Here is a 19,168-nt window from a genome sequence, read left to right as displayed (position 1 = left end):
CCTAAATTGCCAACTAAATCGAAACAGGAAGTACAAAAGTCCCTGACCTGCCTGATGCATGTCGTAAATTAACATGATCGGCGTAACATGACTAAAGTACGTAATTGCGTTCTTGATGCACTTTCCATCAACGTCAACAACATCATTAGCTTGGTCGTGGGCACTTTCCCTCTGGACCCGACAGTGTCAAAAACGGCTGTCATCCTAACCATTTTAACAGCAACATAACAGGCTAAGACGTACCGGACACCCAATAAAACTACGCTTCGTTGACATATATCAAGTTCAATTGTAGCACGTTAACAGTTTGATGAAATCATCGTATCCAAATGTTAGCTTTCATCACAAAATTGCAATAATACAACTAGTTGCACGTGCTAACTAATAAATGTAATGAATCCTACGAATGAGATCCATTTTAAATTAAATTATCATGAATAAACAGAAGGATATGCAACTTCTGTTAACATAAAAAGCAATAGTACAGGTACGAAACAGTTTAGCATTTTTTACTTAATGTAAAATGCTTTTTCAGTGATCTCTGTTAAAAATATGTAAATTCGCGCTGCGTAATATGTTGATGTGCATCACATTATTATCGGCAAACTGACCAAAAAGAGTAGCAAAATGCGTTTAACAATTATTCTGGTGGCCCCTGCCAGAGCGGAAAATATTGGTGCGGCAGCCCGTGCGATGAAAACCATGGGATTCACCGAGTTGCGGATCGTTGACAGTCAGGCACACCTGGAACCGGCCACGCGCTGGGTGGCCCACGGTTCGGGTGACATTATTGATAATATTAACGTTTTTACAACGTTAGCCGAGGCGCTGCACGACGTGGATTTTACCGTTGCTACCACGGCGCGCAGTCGCGCAAAGTTTCATTATTACGCTACTCCGGTCGAATTGGTTCCGTTGCTGGAGGAAAAATCGGCGTGGATGGATCACGCTGCGCTGGTTTTTGGCCGTGAGGATTCTGGCCTGACGAATGAAGAACTGGCGCTGGCAGACGTGTTGACCGGCGTACCGATGGTGGCTGACTATCCTTCACTGAATTTGGGGCAGGCGGTGATGGTGTATTGCTATCAATTAGCCGGTTTAATACAACAGCCCGCTAAAACCGCTGAGGTGACGGATGAGCTTCAGCTCCAGGCATTACGGACGCGTGTTTTACGTTTATTGACCACGCTGGATGTTGCCGATGACATCAAACTCACGGACTGGTTGCAACAACGAATGGGCCTGTTAGGACAGCGAGACACGGCAATGTTGCACCGTTTTTTACATGATATTGAAAAAAATATCACAAAATAAAATATTGCCAATCTATTCTTTGTGGGTTTTTTATTCTGACTTCAAGCGTGCCTGACGCGCCGTATTGGTTGAAAGTAAAACGGTAAGCAGTGACTCGTGAACAAGTTTCGGAACGTGATCAATTTAGAAATTTATTGACTTAGGTCACGAGATACTTTAACCCTAAAAGAATAGAGCACAGACAGATAATAATTACAGAGCACACAACATCATGAAACGCATCGGCACCACCATTACTACAACCATCACCATTACCACAGGTAACGGTGCGGGCTGACGCGTACAGGAAACACAGAAAAAAGCCCGCACCTAAATAGTGCGGGCTTTTTTTTCGACCAGAGGCAACGAGGTAAACCATGCGAGTGTTGAAGTTTGGCGGTACATCAGTGGCAAATGCAGAGCGCTTTCTGCGGGTTGCCGATATTCTGGAAAGCAATGCCAGGCAGGGGCAGGTTGCGACCGTCCTCTCTGCCCCGGCAAAAATCACTAACCATCTGGTGGCGATGATTGAGAAGACCATCGGTGGCCAGGATGCTTTAGCCAATATCAGCGACGCCGAACGTATTTTCTCTGAGCTTTTGGTCGGTCTTGCCGCGGTTCAGCCCGGTTTCCCGCTGGCGCAACTCAAAGCCTTTGTTGAACAAGAATTTGCCCAAATTAAGCATGTCCTGCACGGCATCAGCCTGCTGGGACAGTGCCCGGACAGCATCAACGCCGCGCTTATCTGCCGTGGTGAAAAAATGTCGATCGCAATTATGGCCGGGCTGCTGGAAGCACGTGGCCACAAAGTGACGGTTATTGATCCGGTTGAGAAACTGTTAGCGGTGGGCCATTACCTCGAATCGACCGTTGATATTACCGAGTCTACGCGTCGAATTGCCGCCAGCCGTATTCCGGCAGACCATATGGTGTTGATGGCAGGCTTTACCGCCGGGAATGAAAAAGGTGAGCTGGTGGTGCTGGGACGTAACGGCTCTGATTACTCCGCCGCCGTGCTGGCTGCCTGTTTGCGTGCAGACTGCTGTGAGATCTGGACGGACGTTGACGGCGTGTATACCTGCGACCCGCGTCAGGTCCCCGATGCCAGACTGCTGAAGTCAATGTCTTATCAGGAAGCGATGGAGCTGTCTTATTTCGGCGCCAAAGTGCTTCACCCGCGCACCATTACCCCGATTGCCCAGTTCCAGATCCCTTGCCTGATTAAAAATACCGGTAACCCGCAAGCGCCGGGTACGCTGATTGGCGCCAGCCGCGATGAAGATGATCTGCCGGTAAAAGGCATTTCGAATCTCAACAATATGGCGATGTTCAGCGTGTCGGGTCCGGGAATGAAAGGGATGGTCGGCATGGCGGCCCGCGTGTTTGCCGCGATGTCTCGCGCAGGGATTTCGGTGGTACTGATCACCCAGTCGTCTTCTGAATACAGCATCAGCTTCTGCGTCCCGCAGGGCGACTGTGCGCGTGCACAGCGTGCGATGCAGGATGAATTCTACCTCGAGTTGAAAGAAGGACTGCTGGAGCCGCTGGCGGTCACTGAGCGCCTGGCGATCATCTCAGTAGTTGGCGACGGTATGCGTACACTGCGCGGTATCTCCGCAAAATTCTTTGCCGCGCTGGCGCGTGCCAACATCAATATCGTGGCTATCGCCCAGGGCTCGTCTGAGCGCTCTATTTCGGTGGTGGTGAACAATGATGATGCCACCACCGGCGTGCGCGTGACGCATCAGATGCTGTTCAATACCGATCAGGTGATAGAAGTCTTTGTCATAGGCGTCGGTGGCGTCGGGTCTGCGCTGCTTGAACAGCTTAAGCGGCAACAAACCTGGCTGAAGAGCAAGCATATTGATTTACGCGTTTGCGGGGTGGCGAATTCGAAGGCCCTGCTGACCCATGTTCACGGTCTGAATCTGGAAAACTGGCAGGCGGAGCTGGCGGAAGCCAAGGAACCTTTCAACCTCGGTCGCTTAATTCGCCTGGTGAAAGAATACCATCTGCTTAACCCGGTGATTGTGGACTGTACGTCAAGTCAGGCCGTGGCAGATCAGTATGCGGACTTCCTGCGCGAAGGCTTCCACGTCGTGACGCCGAATAAAAAGGCGAATACCTCGTCGATGGATTACTACCATCAGCTACGTTTTGCCGCCGCGAAGTCCCGACGTAAATTCCTCTATGACACCAACGTTGGCGCGGGATTACCGGTTATCGAAAACCTGCAAAACCTGCTCAGTGCAGGTGATGAACTGCAACGCTTCTCGGGGATTCTGTCCGGTTCGCTGTCGTTTATTTTTGGCAAGCTGGATGAAGGCATGAGCTTCTCGCAAGCCACCACGCTGGCACGCGAAATGGGCTATACCGAGCCCGATCCACGCGATGACCTTTCCGGGACGGATGTGGCGCGCAAACTGCTGATCCTCGCCCGCGAAACCGGTCGCGAGCTGGAGCTTAGCGATATCGTTATTGAGCCGGTGTTACCGCAAGATTTTGATGATTCTGGCGATGTCTCTGCGTTTATGGCTAAGCTGTCGCAGCTTGATGATGCGTTTGCCGCGCGCGTGGCGAAAGCCCGTGATGAGGGGAAAGTCATGCGCTATGTTGGCAATATCGAAGAAGACGGTGTGTGTCGGGTGAAAATCGCCGAAGTGGATGGCAACGATCCGCTGTATAAAGTGAAAAATGGCGAAAACGCGCTGGCGTTCTACAGTCACTACTACCAGCCATTACCGCTGGTACTGCGTGGTTACGGTGCAGGTAATGATGTCACGGCGGCGGGCGTCTTTGCCGATCTGCTACGCACCCTTTCATGGAAGTTAGGAGTTTAACATGGTGAGAGTTTATGCCCCGGCTTCCAGTGCCAATATGAGCGTCGGGTTTGATGTGCTCGGGGCGGCGGTTACGCCCGTTGATGGTTCTTTGTTAGGTGATGTTGTCTCTGTGGAAGCCGCTGACAGCTTTAGCCTCAACAACCTGGGGCGCTTTGCGAGCAAACTGCCGTCAGAGCCGCGGGAAAATATCGTCTACCAGTGCTGGGAGCGATTTTGTCAGGAGCTGGGGAAAGCCGTTCCGGTGACGATGACGCTGGAAAAAAATATGCCGATTGGCTCCGGCTTAGGCTCCAGCGCCTGTTCTGTTGTGGCCGCGCTGGTGGCAATGAATGAGCACTGCGGTAAACCGCTCAACGACACCCGCCTGCTGGCGATCATGGGTGAGCTGGAAGGGCGTATCTCCGGCAGTGTTCACTACGATAATGTGGCGCCTTGCTTTTTGGGCGGTATGCAGTTGATGATTGAGGAAAACGGCATTATCAGCCAACAGGTGCCAGGCTTTGATGAGTGGTTGTGGGTGCTGGCCTATCCGGGAATTAAGGTTTCAACGGCTGAAGCGCGGGCGATTTTACCGGCGCAATACCGTCGCCAGGACTGTATCGCCCACGGGCGACATCTGGCGGGCTTCATTCATGCTTGCTATTCCCGTCAGCCAGGGTTAGCGGCAAAGCTGATGAAAGATGTGATTGCCGAGCCATATCGCACCCGCTTGCTGCCCGGCTTCAGCCAGGCGCGTCAGGCGGTGGCGGAAATCGGCGCGGTGGCCAGTGGTATTTCCGGTTCTGGACCGACGCTGTTTGCTCTGTGCGATAAACCGGAGACGGCGCAGCGGGTTGCAGACTGGCTGGGTAAAAATTACCTGCAAAATCAGGAAGGCTTTGTTCATATTTGCCGGCTGGACACGGCGGGCGCACGGGTACTGGGAAAATAAATGAAACTCTACAATCTAAAAGATCATAACGAGCAGGTCAGTTTCGCGCAGGCCGTCACCCAAGGGTTGGGTAGAAAACAGGGGTTATTTTTTCCGCACGATCTGCCGGAATTTAGCCTGACCGAAATCGATGAAATGCTGAAGTTGGATTTTGTCAGCCGTAGCGCAAAGATCCTGTCCGCCTTTATTGGTGATGAAATAGCGAATGACGTCCTCGCAGATCGCGTGCGCGCGGCGTTTGCATTCCCTGCGCCGGTTGCTCAGGTGACGGGGGATGTCGGTTGTCTGGAGCTGTTCCACGGCCCGACGCTGGCCTTTAAAGACTTTGGCGGGCGCTTTATGGCGCAGATGCTGACGCACATCAGCGGCGACAAGCCGGTAACCATCCTGACGGCCACGTCCGGCGATACCGGGGCGGCGGTCGCGCATGCCTTTTATGGCCTGAAAAATGTGCGCGTGGTGATCCTCTATCCTAACGGTAAGATCAGCCCGTTACAGGAAAAACTGTTCTGTACGCTGGGTGGAAACATTGAAACTGTCGCCATTGACGGTGATTTTGATGCCTGCCAGGCGCTGGTGAAACAGGCGTTTGATGACGAAGAACTGAAGGTGGCGCTGGGATTAAATTCGGCTAACTCGATCAACATCAGCCGGTTGCTGGCGCAAATCTGCTACTACTTTGAGGCCGTGGCGCAACTGCCGCAGGAGGCGCGCAATCAGCTGGTGGTTTCTGTACCGAGCGGCAACTTTGGCGATCTGACCGCTGGACTGCTGGCAAAATCACTCGGTTTGCCGGTGAAGCGTTTTATCGCGGCAACCAATGTCAACGATACGGTTCCGCGTTTCCTTGAAGAAGGCGAGTGGGCGCCGAAAGCCACCCAGGCGACCTTATCGAATGCCATGGATGTCAGCCAGCCGAACAACTGGCCGCGCGTGGAAGAGCTGTTCCGTCGTAAAATCTGGCGTCTGAACGAACTGGGCTATGCGGCCGTTGACGATGCGACCACTGAGGAAACGATGCGTGAGCTGCAGGCGATTGGCTACACCTCAGAGCCGCACGCGGCGGTGGCGTACCGCGCGCTGCGTGATCAACTGAACCCAGGCGAATATGGCCTGTTCCTTGGGACCGCGCACCCGGCGAAGTTTAAAGAAAGCGTTGAACAGATCCTTGATGTGACGCTGGATCTACCAAAAGAGCTGGCGGAGCGTGCGGACTTGCCGCTGCTGTCGCATCATCTACCGGCTGATTTTGCCGCGCTGCGTCAACTGATGATGACCCGCGGATAATTGTTGTGCCGGATGGTGACGCTAGCGCGTCTTATCCGGCCTACGGGCATTCGTTTTGTGTCGTAGGCCGGATAAGGCGTTAGCCGCCATCCGGCATGTACACTAGTGCTCGTGACGTTTAAACACCAACTCGCCTTTATCGGAAGCTTCTTCATCAAAGAAATAGCCCTCGCTGTTAAAGGCGGTCAGCTGTTCTGGCTGGGTTAAGCGGTTTTCAATGATATAGCGGCTCATCAGACCGCGCGCTTTTTTAGCATAGAAACTGATCACTTTGAATTTGCCATTTTTCTCGTCGAGGAAGACCGGTTTGATCAGCTCCGCGTTCAGTTTTTTCGGTTTCACGGACTTAAAATACTCATCCGAGGCGAGGTTAATCACCACGTTGTCGCCTTGTGCTTCCAGCGCTTCGTTCAGCTTGTCAGTGATGATGTCCCCCCAGAACTGGTAGAGATCTTTGCCTTTGGTGTTGGCAAGGCGAATGCCCATCTCGAGGCGGTAAGGCTGCATCAGATCCAGCGGGCGCAGCACGCCGTACAACCCGGACAACATGCGTAAATGCCGTTGGGCGAAATCAAAATCGGCCTCGCTGAAGGTGTCTGCCTGCAGCCCAGTGTAGACGTCGCCTTTAAACGCCAGGATGGCCTGACGCGCATTATCGGGCGTGAAGTCAGGTTGCCAGTCGTGGAAACGGGTGGCGTTCAGGTCCGCCAGCTTGTCGCTTATCCCCATCAGCTTACCTATTTGCGGTGCAGACAGCTGACGCGCTTCGTGGATAAGCTGCTGGGAATGGTCCAGCAGCTCGGGCAGCGTATGGCGCGTGGTGGCCAGTGGACTTTGGTAGTCGAGCGTTTTTGCAGGTGAAATCAGAATCAGCATATCCAGTCCTTGCGGGAGATTTACTGCGACTGTAGCAAAAAAAACGACAGAATTGATCGATGGTTGCGATTGCCGCGCTAGCTGCGCGGCGGCTCATCCCAGGTATCAGGTGCAAGCTGTTGTCTGATATCAGGATAACGCTGCGGATCAAATTCCGGTCGCACGCCGAGTTTTCGCTGGCGCAGGTAGTCGCTGGCAAGAGTATGAACAACCGGGGAAAGCAGCAAAATCGCCGTCAGATTCGTGATGGCCATGCAGGCCATAATAATGTCGGCGAGCTGCCACACGAGCGGAAAGTGGAGTAGTGTTCCGCCGATCACGGTGCAGACGGTGGTAATACGCAAAATCCAGATGATGCGAATGGTGTCCAGTTTCAGAAAGATCAGATTATTTTCTGCATAAATGTAGTTAGCGACAATAGAGCTGAAGGCGAACAGAACCACAATCAGCGCAACGAACCCGGCACCCCATTCCCCCGTGAGCGTTACCATGGCCTTCTGGACCAGTTGAATACCTTCCATTGGAACGTACGTGGTGCCATTGCCTGCCAGCAGAATAATCATTGCGCTGGCCGTACAGATAACCAACGTATCGCCCAGCACGCCAATCATCTGCACAATGCCTTGTGCGGCGGGATGCGGAGGCCATGACGCGGCCGCGGCCGCGGCGTTAGGCGTTGAACCCAGGCCCGCTTCATTAGAAAACATACCGCGTTGAAAGCCGCTGGCAATGGCCTGGCTTAGCGTATACCCGGCGGCGCCGGCGGCGGCTTCCTGCCAGCCAAACGCGCTTTTCACAATAGTGACGATGACCTCAGGGATCTGTCCGATATGCCACAGGCAGATGACGATGCTGCAGCCGACCCACAGCAGGGCCATTAAGGGCACGATCCATTGCATCAGGCGGGCAACGCCTTTAATACCGCCGACGATGACGAGCAAAGACAGCACTGCCAGCGAGATCCCGGATACGAGGGGCGGGATGTCGAAAGCAAACTCCAGCGCACGCGAGACCGAGTTCGCCTGGATGCTGTTAAAAACTAAGCCATAGGCAATGAGTAAAAAGATGGCGAACAGAACGCCCATCCAGCGCATGCCCAGCCCGCGCGCCATATACCACGCGGGTCCGCCGCGAAACTGGCCTTTACTGTCGCGTTCTTTATACAGTTGGGCGAGTGAGCATTCGGCAAATGAAGTTGCCATGCCGATCACCGCCGAGACCCACATCCAGAAGACGGCACCCGCCCCCCCAGCCGCGATAGCCAGGGCTACGCCTGCCAGGTTCCCGCTGCCGATACGGGCGGCGAGGCTGGTACACAGAGCCTGAAATGAGGTTAAACCCCCAGGTTGTGGGTTGATGCTATTTTTAAGACTTTTGCCAAACTGGCGAACGTAGCGGAACTGGACGAAACCGGTACGGTAAGTGAACCAAAATCCTGCGCCCAGCAGGAGATAGATCATCACCGAGCCCCACAGTATTTCATTAATAAATGCGAAAAAATCAGGCATTAACATCCCTCTTGTTGATGCCGGCACGCGCTAATATCCTGATGTAAGCGCTACCAATTATCGAACAGTATAAACCTTGTAATGAGATTGATAGCGGGAGTTTACCATAACATCAGGTCGACTCTTTAATTGCGCACTATAGGCTCTGAGATGCGTAATCAGGGCTGAACGGCAGGTGAGGCACTCCCGGCGGTTGCGCTGAGAGTGCGTCGTGCTATCATCAGGAAAGATCGGTTACATCCCCCTAACACGCTGTTTAAAGAGAAACGCTATCATGACGGACAAATTGACCTCCCTTCGTCAGTTCACCACTGTAGTGGCCGACACCGGAGACATCGCGGCAATGAAGCTGTATCAGCCTCAGGATGCCACAACTAACCCTTCTCTCATTCTTAACGCAGCGCAGATCCCGGAATACCGCAAGCTGATTGATGACGCTGTGGCCTGGGCTAAGCAGCAGAGCAACGACCGCGCGCAGCAGGTCGTCGACGCGACGGACAAACTGGCGGTAAACATCGGCCTGGAGATCCTGAAACTGGTCCCGGGTCGTATCTCTACTGAAGTTGACGCGCGCCTGTCCTACGACACCGAAGCGTCTATCGCGAAAGCGAAACGTCTGATCAAAATGTACAACGATGCTGGCATCAGCAACGATCGCATTCTGATCAAACTGGCTTCTACCTGGCAGGGTATCCGTGCCGCGGAGCAGCTGGAAAAAGAAGGCATCAACTGTAACCTGACTCTGCTGTTCTCCTTCGCGCAGGCGCGTGCATGTGCAGAAGCAGGCGTTTACCTGATTTCTCCGTTCGTTGGCCGTATTCTGGACTGGTACAAAGCCAACACCGATAAGAAAGAGTACGCACCGGCAGAAGATCCGGGTGTGGTTTCCGTCACGGAAATCTATGAGTACTACAAACAGCACGGTTACGAAACCGTGGTGATGGGCGCGAGCTTCCGTAACATTGGCGAAATCATTGAGCTGGCGGGCTGCGATCGTCTGACTATTGCCCCGGCACTGCTGAAAGAGCTGGCTGAAAGCGAAGGCGCGCTCGAACGTAAACTGTCCTTCTCTGGCGAAGTGAAAGCGCGTCCTGCACGTATCACTGAAGCTGAGTTCCTGTGGCAGCACAACCAGGACCCGATGGCTGTAGACAAACTGGCGGACGGTATCCGTAAGTTTGCTGTAGACCAGGGCAAACTGGAAAAAATGATCGGCGATCTGCTGTAATCATTTGCGCGTGGCCCTGACGGGGGTCACGCTACCTCTTCTGAAATCTGTCTGTCCTTCCCTTCGCAGTGTATCATTCTGTTTAACGAGACTGTTTAAACGGAATAATCATGAATACTTTACGCATTGGCTTAGTTTCTATTTCTGACCGTGCCTCCAGCGGTGTTTATCAGGATAAGGGTATTCCCGCACTTGAAGAGTGGCTAGCGTCCGCCCTGACAACGCCTTTTGAACTGCAAACCCGGTTGATCCCGGATGAGCAGGCGATCATTGAACAAACATTGTGTGAACTGGTTGATGAAATGGGCTGTCACCTGGTGCTGACCACCGGCGGCACCGGCCCAGCGCGTCGTGATGTAACCCCAGATGCTACGATGGCGGTAGCCGACAGGCAGATGCCCGGCTTTGGTGAACAAATGCGCCAGATTAGCCTGCACTTTGTGCCGACGGCGATCCTCTCCCGTCAGGTTGGGGTTATTCGCAAGCAGGCACTGATCCTCAACCTGCCTGGCCAGCCGAAATCGATCAAAGAAACGCTGGAAGGGGTGAAAGACGCCGACGGTAACGTTATTGTGGCGGGTATTTTTGCAAGTGTACCATATTGTATACAGCTGCTGGATGGGCCGTATGTGGAAACCGCCCCGGAAGTGGTAGCATCTTTTCGGCCTAAAAGCGCGATACGCGATACAAATGCCTGAAAGTAGCCTTTTCGTGACATAAAGCGCAATGCCGGTGGAGTATTGAATTGTTTACGATATAGTAATTTTTGATTTACACGTATCGCTAAACACCTTCAATCACTCCACTGACGCATGGTTTGCTATGTCACAACATTCTCGACCGCTGAATCGCCAGGATTATAAAACCCTTTCGCTCGCTGCTCTCGGTGGGGCGCTCGAGTTTTATGATTTTATTATCTTTGTCTTCTTTGCCGCCGTTGTGGGTGAGCTGTTCTTCCCCGCGGACATTCCCGAATGGCTACGTCAGGTACAAACCTTCGGTATTTTTGCCGCGGGCTATCTGGCGCGCCCGTTAGGCGGCATCATCATGGCGCATTTTGGCGATCTGGTCGGGCGCAAAAAAATGTTCACTCTGAGCATTTTACTGATGGCGATACCGACGCTGGCGATAGGTCTGCTGCCGACGTATTCCTCGATGGGGATCCTGGCCCCGCTGTTGCTGTTGCTGATGCGTATTCTGCAAGGTGCCGCCATTGGAGGAGAAGTGCCGGGGGCGTGGGTATTTGTTGCCGAACACGTGCCGGAGCGCCGTATCGGCATTGCCTGTGGAACGCTGACCGCCGGGTTAACGGTGGGGATCCTTCTGGGCTCGGTGGTGGCCACGTTGGTGAATACCAGCCTGACGCAGCAGGCGGTACATGAGTACGGCTGGCGTATACCTTTCTTGCTGGGAGGTGCGTTTGGGCTGGTGGCAATGTATTTGCGCCGCTGGTTGCAGGAGACGCCGATCTTTCTCGAGATGCAGCAGCGCAAAGCGTTGGCGCAGGAACTGCCGGTGAAGTCGGTCGTCAGCAAGCATAAAAAAGCAGTGGCGGTGTCGATGCTACTGACCTGGCTGCTCTCAGCTGGGATTGTGGTGGTGATCCTGATGTCGCCCGTCTGGCTGCAAAAACAGTATGGTTTTGCACCTGCGCTGACGTTACAGGCCAACAGCGTGGCCACCATTATGCTGTGCATCGGGTGCTTGCTGGCGGGATTCGTGGTCGACAGAGTGGGTGCCAGCAAAACCTTTATTGTCGGTAGCCTGCTGCTGGCCTGTTCCAGCTGGTTTTTCTATCACCTGATCGGCAGTCATCCTGAGCACCTGTTCCTGTTGTACGGTCTGGTTGGGCTGTGCGTTGGCGTGGTTGGCGCGGTGCCTTACGTGATGGTACGGGCGTTCCCGGCGGAAGTCCGTTTTACCGGTATTTCTTTTTCCTATAACGTCTCGTATGCCATTTTCGGTGGTTTGACGCCAATCGCGGTCACGATGTTGATGAGTGTGTCGCCGATGGCTCCGGCCTGGTATGTGCTGGCGCTTTCGCTGGTGGGTTTAGGGCTGGGGATTTGGCTACGGCAGGATATTTATCATCGTGATACGGATGCTGAGGGAGAATTACAGCGTCTGTAAGGATTATCCCCCCTTGCGGGGGGATACAGACAGAATTAGTGCATTTCACCAATTGGCAGGATGGTGCGGCCAAACTGTTCGTTCAGCACTTCACCCATCGCCAGGTAAATGGCGCTTGCGCCACACACTAAGCCAATCCAGCCAGCAACATGAATAATCGCTTCGTTACCTGCAATATTGCCCACAGCCAGCAGGGCGAACAGCACGGTCAGGCTCAGGAAGACAAACTGCAGCGCGCGGTTTGCTTTCAGTGTGCCGAAGAACATGAACAGGGTGAACACGCCCCACAGACCCAAATACACGCCCAGGAACTGCACGTTCGGTGCTTCTGTCAGGCCCATTTTCGGCATTAACAGGATCGCGACCAGCGTCAGCCAGAACGAGCCGTAAGAGGTGAAGGCGGTTAAGCCGAAGGTATTGCCTTTTTTGTACTCCAGCAGACCGGCAAAAATTTGCGCGATACCGCCGTAGAACAGTCCCATCGCCAGGATAATACCGTCAAGGGCGAAGAAACCCGCGTTATGCAGGTTAAGCAAAATGGTGGTCATGCCGAAGCCCATCAGGCCCAGCGGTGCCGGATTAGCCAACTTAGTGTTGCCCATAATTCCTCAAAATCATCATTGATTGAATGGTGAAATAATTTCCCCGAAAAACGATCACGGACTTCGGGGCGCGGCATGATAATCAGGGGAGAGGGGGCTGTCTATGATCTGATGAGGGGAAAACGAATTTTTTTCCCCAGTACTGAATATCATGGCCGAGAAGTCAGGGGGTTAGTCATCACCAATGACTTTTAAGGTCGCCATGTCGGAGGAGTTTACTGACTGGCCAGAGAAGGTGATTTTAGACACACAGCGTTTGTTGTCGTTGTCGCTATTGATGTTAATCCAGTTGGTGGTTTTCCCCTCTTTGATGGAGGAAGGAACATTCAGGCTCTGGCTGGACATGCGCGCGGCTTTAAAATAAACGGAAGCGCCATTTAGTGTGATATCACCACGGTCTGCCGTCAGTTGAATACGCTTCACGACACGACAAACAGGGATTCTTAGCGTGAGATCGTTGCTTGCATTTCTGGGCATGGCAATCATTCCCAGAACTTTATGATCGTTAGCCTGTGCAGCGCTGCTCAGCAGCAGGCCTATCAACAGGCTGGTGGGAAGGGTAAACAGGGATTTCATGAAATTTCTCTTTGACGGGTTCAAAAGTGAGTGACGAGTGACCATAATACCGCCGTTGGAAAAACGGTTCATGCAGGTAATCTTTTCTTTTTATTACAATTTTCAAGTGAATGACTGGTATTTTTAATATTGGTTTTATGAATTATTTTGGGGTGGTGACTATTTACTTTCCTGTTTTTCTGCCCGTTATCTCTCATTTTATTACGATCGGGCTAAAAAAAATTTGCATGCCCCCCTTGATGACGTGGGTTACGACCCCATCTTGTAGACAACCGCAGTGGTGAGTCTGAAAAAAAACGATTCAGGGTAGTTGAAACCGCACGTTTCGCCCTTATTACAGATTCACAACCACCTGATGACAGAATTTTTAGTGGAGACGTTTAGATGGGTAAAATTATTGGTATCGACCTGGGTACTACCAACTCTTGTGTAGCGATTATGGATGGCACTACTGCACGTGTGCTGGAGAACGCCGAGGGCGATCGCACCACGCCTTCTATCATTGCTTATACCCAGGATGGTGAAACTCTGGTTGGTCAGCCGGCTAAACGTCAGGCAGTGACAAACCCGCAAAACACCCTGTTTGCGATTAAACGCCTGATTGGCCGCCGCTTCCAGGACGAAGAAGTACAGCGTGATGAAGCCATCATGCCGTACAAAATCATCGGTGCTGACAACGGTGATGCATGGATTGACGTAAAAGGTCAGAAACTGGCACCGCCGCAGATCTCTGCTGAAGTGCTGAAAAAAATGAAGAAAACGGCTGAAGATTACCTGGGCGAACCGGTAACTGAAGCTGTTATCACCGTACCTGCATACTTCAACGATGCTCAGCGTCAGGCAACGAAAGACGCCGGCCGTATCGCAGGTCTGGAAGTCAAACGTATCATCAACGAACCGACCGCTGCCGCACTGGCTTACGGTCTGGACAAAGAAGTCGGCAACCGTACTATCGCGGTCTACGACCTCGGTGGTGGTACTTTCGATATCTCTATTATCGAAATCGACGAAGTTGACGGTGAAAAAACCTTCGAAGTTCTGGCAACCAACGGTGATACCCACCTCGGTGGTGAAGACTTCGATAGCCGCATGATCAACTATCTCGTTGATGAATTTAAGAAAGATCAGGGCATTGACCTGCGTAACGACCCGCTGGCAATGCAGCGCCTGAAAGAAGCCGCAGAGAAAGCGAAAATTGAGCTGTCTTCTGCGCAGCAGACCGACGTTAACCTGCCGTACATCACTGCAGATGCGTCTGGTCCGAAACACATGAACATCAAAGTGACTCGTGCGAAACTGGAAAGCCTGGTAGAAGACTTGGTTAACCGTTCTATCGAGCCGCTGAAAGTTGCTCTGCAGGATGCTGGTCTGTCTGTTTCTGACGTTCAGGATGTTATCCTGGTCGGTGGTCAGACTCGTATGCCGATGGTACAGAAGAAAGTTGCTGAGTTCTTCGGTAAAGAACCGCGTAAAGACGTTAACCCGGACGAAGCTGTGGCAATCGGTGCTGCTGTTCAGGGTGGTGTATTGACCGGTGATGTTAAAGACGTACTGCTGCTGGACGTTACCCCGCTGTCTCTGGGTATCGAAACCATGGGCGGCGTGATGACTCCGCTGATCGCGAAAAACACCACTATCCCGACCAAGCACAGCCAGGTGTTCTCTACCGCTGAAGACAACCAGTCTGCGGTAACCATCCATGTGCTGCAGGGTGAACGTAAACGTGCTGCTGATAACAAAGATCTGGGTCAGTTTAACCTGGATGGTATCAGCCCGGCACCGCGCGGTATGCCGCAGATCGAAGTGACCTTCGATATCGATGCTGACGGTATCCTGCACGTTTCTGCGAAAGATAAAAACAGCGGTAAAGAGCAGAAGATCACCATCAAGGCGTCTTCTGGTCTGAACGAAGAAGAAATTCAGAAAATGGTTCGCGAAGCAGAAGCGAACGCAGAATCTGACCGTAAGTTTGAAGAGCTGGTCCAGACCCGTAACCAGGGTGACCATCTGCTGCACAGCACTCGCAAGCAGGTTGAAGAAGCAGGCGATAAACTGCCGGCTGACGACAAAACTGCTATCGAGTCCGCTCTGACTGCGCTGGAAACGTCTTTGAAAGGCGAAGACAAAGCAGATATCGAAGCGAAAATGCAGGCGCTGGCACAGGTTTCCCAGAAACTGATGGAAATCGCTCAGCAGCAGCATGCACAGCAGCAGGCGGGTTCAGCTGATGCTTCCGCGAACAACGCGAAAGATGACGATGTTGTCGACGCTGAGTTTGAAGAAGTGAAAGACAAAAAATAATCGCCCTTTGAACGGGTAAAACACTGGCACGGGCGAAGAGGTTTCCTCTCCGCCCGTGCACGCATGTTAGGGGCAGATAAAAAGAGATGGCTAAGCAAGACTATTACGAGATTTTGGGCGTTTCCAAAACAGCGGAAGAGCGTGAAATCAAAAAGGCCTATAAGCGCCTGGCCATGAAATTTCACCCGGACCGTAACCAGGGTGATAAAGAGGCCGAAGCCAAATTCAAAGAGATCAAAGAAGCCTACGAGATCCTGACCGACGCGCAAAAACGCGCGGCTTACGATCAGTACGGTCATGCTGCGTTTGAGCAAGGCGGTATGGGCGGCGGTGGCGGTTTCGGCGGCGGTGCTGACTTCAGCGATATCTTTGGTGACGTGTTTGGCGATATCTTTGGCGGTGGTCGTGGCCGTCAGCGCGCCTCACGTGGTGCGGATTTACGTTACAACATGGATCTCACTCTGGAAGAAGCCGTGCGTGGCGTCACCAAAGAGATCCGTATTCCTACGCTGGAAGAGTGTGACGTTTGCCACGGCAGCGGCGCGAAATCCGGGACTCAGCCGCAGACCTGTCCGACCTGTCACGGTTCCGGTCAGGTGCAGATGCGTCAGGGTTTCTTTGCCGTACAGCAGACCTGTCCACACTGTCAGGGCCGCGGTACGCTGATTAAAGATCCGTGCAACAAATGTCACGGGCATGGCCGCGTAGAGAAGAGCAAAACACTGTCCGTTAAAATCCCGGCAGGGGTTGATACCGGTGACCGTATTCGTTTATCTGGTGAAGGCGAAGCGGGTGAGCATGGCGCACCGTCAGGCGATTTGTACGTTCAGGTGCAGGTGAAACAGCACCCGATTTTCGAACGTGAAGGAAATAACCTGTACTGTGAAGTGCCGATCAACTTTGCGATGGCTGCGCTGGGCGGCGAGATTGAAGTCCCGACGCTGGATGGCCGCGTGAAGTTAAAAGTCCCTGGCGAAACGCAAACCGGTAAACTTTTCCGTATGCGTGGTAAAGGCGTTAAGTCGGTACGCGGTGGTGCTCAGGGCGATCTGCTGTGTCGCGTGGTAGTTGAAACCCCGGTTGGTTTGAACGACAAGCAGAAACAGTTGCTGAAAGATCTGCAGGACAGTTTTGGTGGCCCGACGGGGGAACAAAACAGCCCGCGTTCTAAAAGCTTCTTCGACGGCGTAAAGAAATTCTTTGACGACCTGACGCGTTAATTTACCGCCATAAATTTGATAAAAAGCCTGGGACTGAAGAGTCTCAGGCTTTTTTATTTTTTCGGATCCGTCCTGAACAGGAACGAAACAATCCCCAGATTGTTAGATCGTAAAAACCGATCTATTTATCATAAATAATCTAATATTAACGATGAGTTATGCGGAGTAAGATAGTAATTACGAAGTATTCACCCAATAGAGAGAATAAAAGTGAAACATCTACATCGTTTTTTTAGTAGCGATGCCTCGGGAGGCATTATTTTGATCATCGCTGCGGTAGTAGCAATGTTGATGGCCAATATCGGCGTAACCAGTGGATGGTACCACGACTTTCTGGAGACCCCGGTTCAACTGCGGGTCGGCGCGCTTGAGATCAATAAAAATATGCTGCTGTGGATCAACGACGCCTTAATGGCGGTGTTTTTCCTGCTGATTGGTCTGGAAGTTAAGCGTGAGCTGATGCAGGGATCTCTGGCCAGTTTACGCCAGGCGGCATTTCCGGTGATTGCCGCGATTGGCGGGATGATTGTCCCGGCGCTGTTGTATCTGGCATTCAACTATGCCGACCCCATCACACGTGAAGGATGGGCGATCCCGGCGGCAACGGATATCGCTTTTGCGCTCGGCGTACTGGCGCTGCTGGGCAGCCGTGTTCCGCTGGCGCTGAAAATCTTTCTCATGGCGTTGGCGATTATTGACGATCTTGGCGCGATTGTGATCATCGCACTGTTCTATACCAGCGATCTCTCTCTGCTGTCGTTGGGGGTTGCCGCATTAGCGATTCTTATTCTGGCGGCGTTGAACCTGTGTGGTGTCAGACGTACCGGTATTTATATCCTGGTGGGCGTCGTGCTATGGACCGCAGTGCTGAAGTCAGGGGTGCATGCGACGCTGGCGGGTGTGATTGTCGGTTTCTTCATCCCGTTGAAGGAAAAGCATGGCCGTTCTCCGGCGAAACGTCTGGAGCATGTGCTGCATCCGTGGGTGGCCTATTTGATTCTGCCGTTGTTTGCCTTCGCCAATGCGGGGGTTCCACTGCAGGGTGTGACGATGGACGGATTGACCTCCATCCTGCCGCTAGGGATTATCGCCGGCCTGCTTATCGGTAAACCGCTGGGGATTAGCCTGTTCTGCTGGCTGGCATTACGCCTCAAGGTGGCGCAGCTGCCTGAAGGCACGAACTTCCAGCAAATCATGGCGGTGGGTATTCTTTGCGGGATTGGCTTTACGATGTCTATTTTCATCGCCAGCCTGGCGTTTGGTAACGTTGATCCGGAGCTGATTAACTGGGCGAAACTGGGGATCCTGATTGGTTCTCTGCTATCGGCGGTGATCGGTTATAGCTGGCTGCGTACCCGGTTAAACGCGTCAGCCTGAGCCGATAACCCTTTGGTGACAATTTTCAGGGAGAGAGTATGTCTCATATAAATTACAACCACCTGTATTACTTCTGGCATGTGTATAAAGAAGGTTCGGTGGTGGGGGCCGCAGAAGCGCTTTATCTGACACCGCAAACCATTACCGGGCAGATCAAAGCGCTGGAGGAGCGCTTACAGGGGAAGTTGTTTAAGCGTAAGGGGCGAGGGCTGGAGCCTAGTGAGCTAGGCGAATTAGTTTTTCGTTATGCGGACAAAATGTTCACTTTAAGCCAGGAGATGCTGGATATCGTGAACTACCGCAAAGAGTCTAACTTGCTGTTCGATGTGGGCGTGGCGGATGCGTTATCTAAACAGCTGGTCAGTAGCGTGCTCGACGCTGCCGTCGTTGACGATGAACAAATCCATCTACGCTGCTTTGAATCCACGCATGAGATGCTGCTGGAGCAGCTCAGCCAGCACAAGCTGGATATGATTATCTCCGACTGCCCAATCGACTCAACGCAGCAGGAAGGGCTGTTCTCGGTAAAAATCGGCGAGTGTTGCGTGAGTTTCTGGTGCACCAATCCGCTGCCGGAGAAGCCGTTTCCAGCCTGCCTTGAGGAGCGTCGCCTGCTGATACCAGGACGTCGCTCAATGCTCGGACGCAAGCTGCTGAACTGGATTAACTCGCAGGGACTGAACGTTGAGATCCTCGGGGAGTTTGACGATGCCGCCTTGATGAAAGCCTTTGGCGCTACGCACAATGCTATTTTCGTCGCCCCTACGCTCTATTCGAACAATTTCTACGCTGATGATTCCATCATTGAGATTGGACGCGTGGAGAATGTGATGGAGGAGTACCATGCCATTTTTGCGGAGAGGATGATCCAGCATCCGGCGGTGCAGCGTATTTGCAATGCTAACTACTCGGCATTGTTTGCGCCGGGGAGTAAGTAAACAGACATAAAAAAACCCGCTTACGCGGGTTTTTTCACAAAGCGACAGCAAGCAGGCG

Annotated in this window: 17 protein-coding genes and 1 other annotated feature; of the genes, 13 read left to right on the top strand and 4 right to left on the bottom strand. The window is 52.6% G+C overall.

What is annotated here, in order from left to right:
- Positions 1–87 precede the first annotated feature (87 nt).
- The 6 genes from yjjY to thrC all read left to right on the top strand — a co-directional run bounded on the left by yjjY (position 88) and on the right by thrC (position 6,354).
- Positions 88–228, top strand: coding sequence for a protein YjjY (gene yjjY / locus M2374_RS10990; RefSeq protein WP_001541509.1), 141 nt, complete (start codon positions 88–90; stop codon positions 226–228).
- 399 nt (positions 229–627) lie between these two features.
- Complete coding sequence (locus M2374_RS10985; protein WP_115259514.1) at positions 628–1,314, top strand: tRNA/rRNA methyltransferase; 687 nt, start codon at positions 628–630, stop codon at positions 1,312–1,314.
- A gap of 206 nt (positions 1,315–1,520) precedes the next feature.
- Positions 1,521–1,647 (top strand) — a sequence feature (Thr leader region).
- Entirely contained in the window at positions 1,526–1,591 is a 66-nt protein-coding gene (gene thrL / locus M2374_RS10980) for a thr operon leader peptide (RefSeq protein WP_096759473.1), read from the top strand. It overlaps the preceding feature by 66 nt.
- Positions 1,648–1,670: 23 nt before the next feature.
- Entirely contained in the window at positions 1,671–4,133 is a 2,463-nt protein-coding gene (thrA, locus tag M2374_RS10975) for a bifunctional aspartate kinase/homoserine dehydrogenase I (RefSeq protein ID WP_137362037.1), read from the top strand.
- A gap of 1 nt (position 4,134) precedes the next feature.
- Positions 4,135–5,067 carry a homoserine kinase gene (gene thrB / locus M2374_RS10970; RefSeq protein ID WP_096758382.1) on the top strand — a complete coding sequence of 311 codons (933 nt, stop codon included), beginning with the start codon at positions 4,135–4,137 and terminating at the stop codon, positions 5,065–5,067.
- On the top strand, positions 5,068–6,354 hold the full coding sequence (gene thrC / locus M2374_RS10965) for a threonine synthase (RefSeq protein ID WP_096758381.1): 1,287 nt from the start codon (positions 5,068–5,070) through the stop codon (positions 6,352–6,354).
- Between the two features lie 102 nt (positions 6,355–6,456).
- On the opposite strand, the gene yaaA is transcribed toward thrC, so the two are convergent.
- Positions 6,457–7,230, bottom strand: coding sequence for a peroxide stress protein YaaA (yaaA, locus tag M2374_RS10960; protein WP_096758380.1), 774 nt, complete (start codon positions 7,228–7,230; stop codon positions 6,457–6,459).
- Between the two features lie 77 nt (positions 7,231–7,307).
- Positions 7,308–8,738, bottom strand: coding sequence for a sodium:alanine symporter family protein (locus M2374_RS10955; RefSeq protein ID WP_181688487.1), 1,431 nt, complete (start codon positions 8,736–8,738; stop codon positions 7,308–7,310).
- 274 nt (positions 8,739–9,012) lie between these two features.
- Here M2374_RS10955 and tal point away from each other — a divergent pair, with 274 nt between their 5' ends.
- From tal to M2374_RS10940, 3 genes are all read left to right on the top strand, one after another.
- Positions 9,013–9,966 carry a transaldolase gene (gene tal, locus M2374_RS10950; protein ID WP_096758378.1) on the top strand — a complete coding sequence of 318 codons (954 nt, stop codon included), beginning with the start codon at positions 9,013–9,015 and terminating at the stop codon, positions 9,964–9,966.
- Between the two features lie 110 nt (positions 9,967–10,076).
- A complete protein-coding gene (gene mog / locus M2374_RS10945) occupies positions 10,077–10,664 on the top strand; it encodes a molybdopterin adenylyltransferase (RefSeq protein WP_117342344.1) in 588 nt (195 codons plus the stop codon).
- A gap of 124 nt (positions 10,665–10,788) precedes the next feature.
- The gene (locus tag M2374_RS10940) at positions 10,789–12,096 is read left to right on the top strand and encodes an MFS transporter (protein WP_137362035.1); all 1,308 of its coding nucleotides are present in this window, start codon (positions 10,789–10,791) and stop codon (positions 12,094–12,096) included.
- A gap of 35 nt (positions 12,097–12,131) precedes the next feature.
- On the opposite strand, the gene satP is transcribed toward M2374_RS10940, so the two are convergent.
- Positions 12,132–12,698, bottom strand: a complete 567-nt coding sequence (gene satP, locus M2374_RS10935) for an acetate uptake transporter (protein WP_096758375.1) — start codon at positions 12,696–12,698, stop codon at positions 12,132–12,134.
- 171 nt (positions 12,699–12,869) lie between these two features.
- Complete coding sequence (locus M2374_RS10930; RefSeq protein ID WP_181688486.1) at positions 12,870–13,274, bottom strand: DUF2541 family protein; 405 nt, start codon at positions 13,272–13,274, stop codon at positions 12,870–12,872.
- A 384-nt stretch (positions 13,275–13,658) separates the two neighbouring features.
- On the opposite strand from M2374_RS10930, the gene dnaK reads away from it, so the two are divergent.
- From dnaK to nhaR, 4 genes are all read left to right on the top strand, one after another.
- Entirely contained in the window at positions 13,659–15,575 is a 1,917-nt protein-coding gene (gene dnaK, locus M2374_RS10925; protein ID WP_096758373.1) for a molecular chaperone DnaK, read from the top strand.
- A gap of 86 nt (positions 15,576–15,661) precedes the next feature.
- Positions 15,662–16,795 (top strand): molecular chaperone DnaJ, encoded by a 1,134-nt coding sequence (gene dnaJ, locus M2374_RS10920; protein WP_115259505.1) that lies wholly within the window; start codon positions 15,662–15,664, stop codon positions 16,793–16,795.
- 210 nt (positions 16,796–17,005) lie between these two features.
- Positions 17,006–18,172 (top strand): Na+/H+ antiporter NhaA, encoded by a 1,167-nt coding sequence (gene nhaA, locus M2374_RS10915; RefSeq protein ID WP_115259504.1) that lies wholly within the window; start codon positions 17,006–17,008, stop codon positions 18,170–18,172.
- Positions 18,173–18,210: 38 nt separating this feature from the next.
- On the top strand, positions 18,211–19,110 hold the full coding sequence (nhaR, locus tag M2374_RS10910) for a transcriptional activator NhaR (RefSeq protein ID WP_115259503.1): 900 nt from the start codon (positions 18,211–18,213) through the stop codon (positions 19,108–19,110).
- Positions 19,111–19,168: the final 58 nt, after the last annotated feature.

Origin of the sequence: Citrobacter sp. JUb117 (assembly GCF_024809055.1) — a bacterium.
GTDB lineage: Bacteria > Pseudomonadota > Gammaproteobacteria > Enterobacterales > Enterobacteriaceae > Citrobacter > Citrobacter gillenii.
This window is presented reverse-complemented; position numbering and strand designations above follow the sequence as displayed.